5 protein-coding genes and 1 pseudogene are annotated in these 3,009 nt (G+C 68.2%); 4 read left to right on the top strand and 2 right to left on the bottom strand.

Annotated elements, in window-relative coordinates; genetic code table 11:
• Window positions 1-216: pseudogene (locus tag ACFVX4_RS41870) on the bottom strand (IS6 family transposase); the annotation flags it as partial.
• Window positions 217-281: 65 nt separating this feature from the next.
• Between ACFVX4_RS41870 and ACFVX4_RS41865 the strand changes: the two are divergent.
• Window positions 282-875, top strand: a complete 594-nt coding sequence (locus tag ACFVX4_RS41865) for a hypothetical protein (RefSeq protein ID WP_389988704.1) — start codon at window positions 282-284, stop codon at window positions 873-875.
• A gap of 8 nt (window positions 876-883) precedes the next feature.
• The gene (locus ACFVX4_RS41860; RefSeq protein ID WP_389988701.1) at window positions 884-1,219 is read left to right on the top strand and encodes a tyrosine-type recombinase/integrase; all 336 of its coding nucleotides are present in this window, start codon (window positions 884-886) and stop codon (window positions 1,217-1,219) included.
• Between the two features lie 244 nt (window positions 1,220-1,463).
• On the opposite strand, the gene ACFVX4_RS41855 is transcribed toward ACFVX4_RS41860, so the two are convergent.
• Window positions 1,464-1,766: a helix-turn-helix domain-containing protein gene (locus tag ACFVX4_RS41855; protein WP_389988698.1), complete on the bottom strand. Its 303-nt coding sequence runs from the start codon at window positions 1,764-1,766 to the stop codon at window positions 1,464-1,466.
• A gap of 66 nt (window positions 1,767-1,832) precedes the next feature.
• Here ACFVX4_RS41855 and map point away from each other — a divergent pair, with 66 nt between their 5' ends.
• Together map and ACFVX4_RS41845 are read left to right on the top strand one after the other, a co-directional pair.
• Entirely contained in the window at window positions 1,833-2,615 is a 783-nt protein-coding gene (map, locus tag ACFVX4_RS41850) for a type I methionyl aminopeptidase (RefSeq protein ID WP_389988695.1), read from the top strand.
• A gap of 136 nt (window positions 2,616-2,751) precedes the next feature.
• On the top strand, window positions 2,752-3,009 hold a 258-nt coding region (locus tag ACFVX4_RS41845), incomplete at its 3' end, for a transposase domain-containing protein (RefSeq protein WP_389988707.1).

Here is a 3,009-nt window from a genome sequence, read left to right as displayed (position 1 = left end):
CGGGGCCGTCGGCGCCGGAGCTCGCGGGCATATTCAGGGCCCGAACTTCGCGCACCACTGCCGGACGGTCTCGTAAGAGACGACGACGCCGAGCTCGAGCATGAGCTCCTCGACCTCACGGAAACCGAGTGGGAAGCGGTGGTACAGCCACACACAGTGGGCGATGAACTCCGCCGGGTACCGGAAGCCCTTGTACGACGGCGCCCCAGACTCCACGAGCAGTCCCTCCCCGGCCGTCCCACGATCAACCCGATAATCGGCCCCCAGGCAGACTCAGCAAGTTGACAGTGCCCGCCACCGGCATCGACCGCACAGCGACGGGCGCGGGCCTGGTGTTCGCCGGCCCCGGGGTGGAGCCGTGCTGGCAGCCGACGCGGATCGGGAACGTGCTGACCGGTGTGCGGCAGTTCATCGTCCACGGCATCACCGCGACGAGCGTGCCGCAGGCCGTGTTTGCTCAGCTCTACGAGGTCGCCGAGGACTGGGACTTGCTGGCCGAGGCCCGCGGCGACGAGATGACCGGGTACCGGCTGCGTGCCCGGCACCGGGTCCAGGTGCCGCGCAAGCCGCGCGACTGGGCGACCGATGCCGAGATCATCGCGTTGTTCCTGGCCTGCCGCTCTGCCCGGGACCGGTTCGTCGTGCTGCTGCTGGGACGGGCGGGACTGCGCCGGGGCGGCGCGGCGGGACTGCGGTGCGAGGACATGCACTTCATGCCGGACTCGACCGCGCTGGGCTGCCGGTGGCCAGCTCGCACCTGCATCTGCTGCGGCGGGAGAACGCGAACGGGGCGTGGGCGAAGCGGCAGCCGCCCGGCAGCGGGCGGGCCAAGCCGGTCGACTTCCTGGTGGTGCAGGCTTACGACCAGTACGTGATGGAGCGCATGGCGCATCCGCACGGTACGGGCAGCGACTTCGTGCTGGTGAACCTGTTCGCCGAGCCGCTGGGCGCCCCGATGAGCCCGGACGGCATCACCGAGCTGCTGCAGCGGCTCTCGAAGCGGGCCCGGCTCTCGCGCGTCGTCGCCCCGCACATGCTCCGGCACGGAATGGCCAGCAACGTGGCGGACGTCGGCGGGACTCTGGACGAGATCGCCGCGCTCCTCGACCACGCCCGGTTCTCCAGCAGCGAGCCGTATCTGCACCCCGACCCGGGCCGGTTGCGCCAGACCGTGGACCGGGTGCCCTCGCCGCGCGAGCTGGCCGGAGGTCCGCGATGACCGAGGCCCTTGTCGGGCCGGGGCCCCGCCGGCCGACGACGCCTCCGACGAGGAACTCATGTGGTTGCTGATCCCCTGCGACTATCTGGCCGGCACGGGCTGGGATCCGGTGCGGCGAGTGCTGACCCAGCCGCTCGGCCACCCGACCCTGGGGGCACGTTCGTACCGACCGGGGGCAGTGGGCGAGAGCCGGACCGAGACGTCCCCTCGTGTCGACTTCCCGACGCAGCTGTGGGATGGAGGCTTACGCGGTCAGCGGCTCACGTGCGCAGTGACCAGCGTTCGCCGGTCCAACGCCACAGTCGGACTGGCTGATCTCGGCCCACACCGCATCGAGGGAGAGGCCGAGGACATCGGCGATCGCCGCGATGGTCGGGAAGGCAGGGGTGGCCACGCGGCCCGACTCGATCTTCCTGAGTGTCTCCGGTGAGACACGTGCGTCGAGCGCAATCTCGAGCATCGAGCGTTCTCCCCGGGCCTGACGCAAGAGGGCGCCGAGGCGCTGGCCGCGTGCGACCTCTGCGGGAGTGAGCGGCAGTCTGACCATGACCCCGATTCTAGTACCGGTATAGTTTGGCCGGTATAGTTATTGGTTCCGTGAGGAAAGTGGCACATGATCGAGATCCTGAACCCCGCCCTGCTGACCCGAGCAAAAGAGACAGGCGCCCTGGTCGCAGACATCCTGCAGGCACTGAAGGGCCGTAGCACGATCGGCACGAACCTCCTGGACATCGACCGGTGGGCCAAGACCATGATCGCCGAGGCGGGAGCGCTGTCCTGCTACGTCGACTACGCGCCATCCTTCGGGCGTGGCCCGTTCGGCCACTACATCTGCACGGCCGTCAACGACGCCGTGCTCCACGGGCGGCCCTACGACTACACGCTCGCCGACGGCGATCTGCTCACACTTGACCTTGCTGTCTCCAAGCGCGGAGTCGCTGCAGACGCCGCCGTCAGCTTCGTCGTAGGCAATGCGCAGCCCCCGGAGAGCGTCGCGATGATCAGGGCAACCGAACGCGCACTGGCTGCAGGGATCGCCGCCGCCAGACCCGGAGCTCGTATCGGCGACATCTCCCACGCCATCGGCACAGTCCTCAGCCAGGCCGGATACGAGATCAACACCGAATTCGGAGGGCATGGCATCGGGTCAACGATGCACCAGGACCCGCACGTTGCGAACACCGGACGGCCCGGCCGTGGATACAAACTGCGCCCCGGGCTGCTGCTGGCACTGGAGCCGTGGGTCATGGCGGACACCGCCAAACTCGTCACCGACGCCGACGGGTGGACGCTCCGAAGCGCGACGGGCTGCCGGACGGCACACAGTGAGCACACGATCGCCATCACCAAGGACGGAGCCGAAATCCTCACGTTGCCGAAGCCGTCGCAGCCGTAAGGCTGAACCTCCCGTGCTCCTCTTCCAATTGCGGTGAGCACGTACAGCATCGAAGCGGCCCGCACCACTCGCGCTCCGATGCTGCGCAGGGGTCTCGCCTTAGACCCAATACCAGTGACTTTGGTGGTGGGGTGTCATTGGTTGTGGTGTGCCGAGGCCTGGACAGGTGAAGTCGTCGAGCGAGCGTTTGTCGGACCGGATTGCTCTGGGTGCTCTGACGCGTGTGTTTCCGCCCGGGCTGGTGGATGAGGCGGTTGCGGAGTGCGGGCGTGTGGAACAGCGGTCGCGGTTGCTGCCGGCCCGGGTCGTGGTCTATTTCGTGCTCGCCATGTGTCTGTTCTCCGGGCAGGGCTATGAGGAAGTCGCGAGGCGGCACTGTCAACTTGCTGAGTCT

It is taken from the genome of Streptomyces sp. NPDC058240 (genome assembly GCF_042882135.1).
Taxonomy (GTDB): Bacteria; Actinomycetota; Actinomycetes; order Streptomycetales; family Streptomycetaceae; genus Streptomyces.
This window is presented reverse-complemented; position numbering and strand designations above follow the sequence as displayed.

Coding starts and splice junctions, on each gene's coding strand:
- map (WP_389988695.1), top strand. CDS start 1,833: ATGATCGAGATCCTGAACCCCGCCCTGCTGACCCGAGCAAAAGAGACA.
- ACFVX4_RS41860 (WP_389988701.1), top strand. CDS start 884: ATGGCGCATCCGCACGGTACGGGCAGCGACTTCGTGCTGGTGAACCTG.
- ACFVX4_RS41855 (WP_389988698.1), bottom strand. CDS start 1,766: ATGGTCAGACTGCCGCTCACTCCCGCAGAGGTCGCACGCGGCCAGCGC.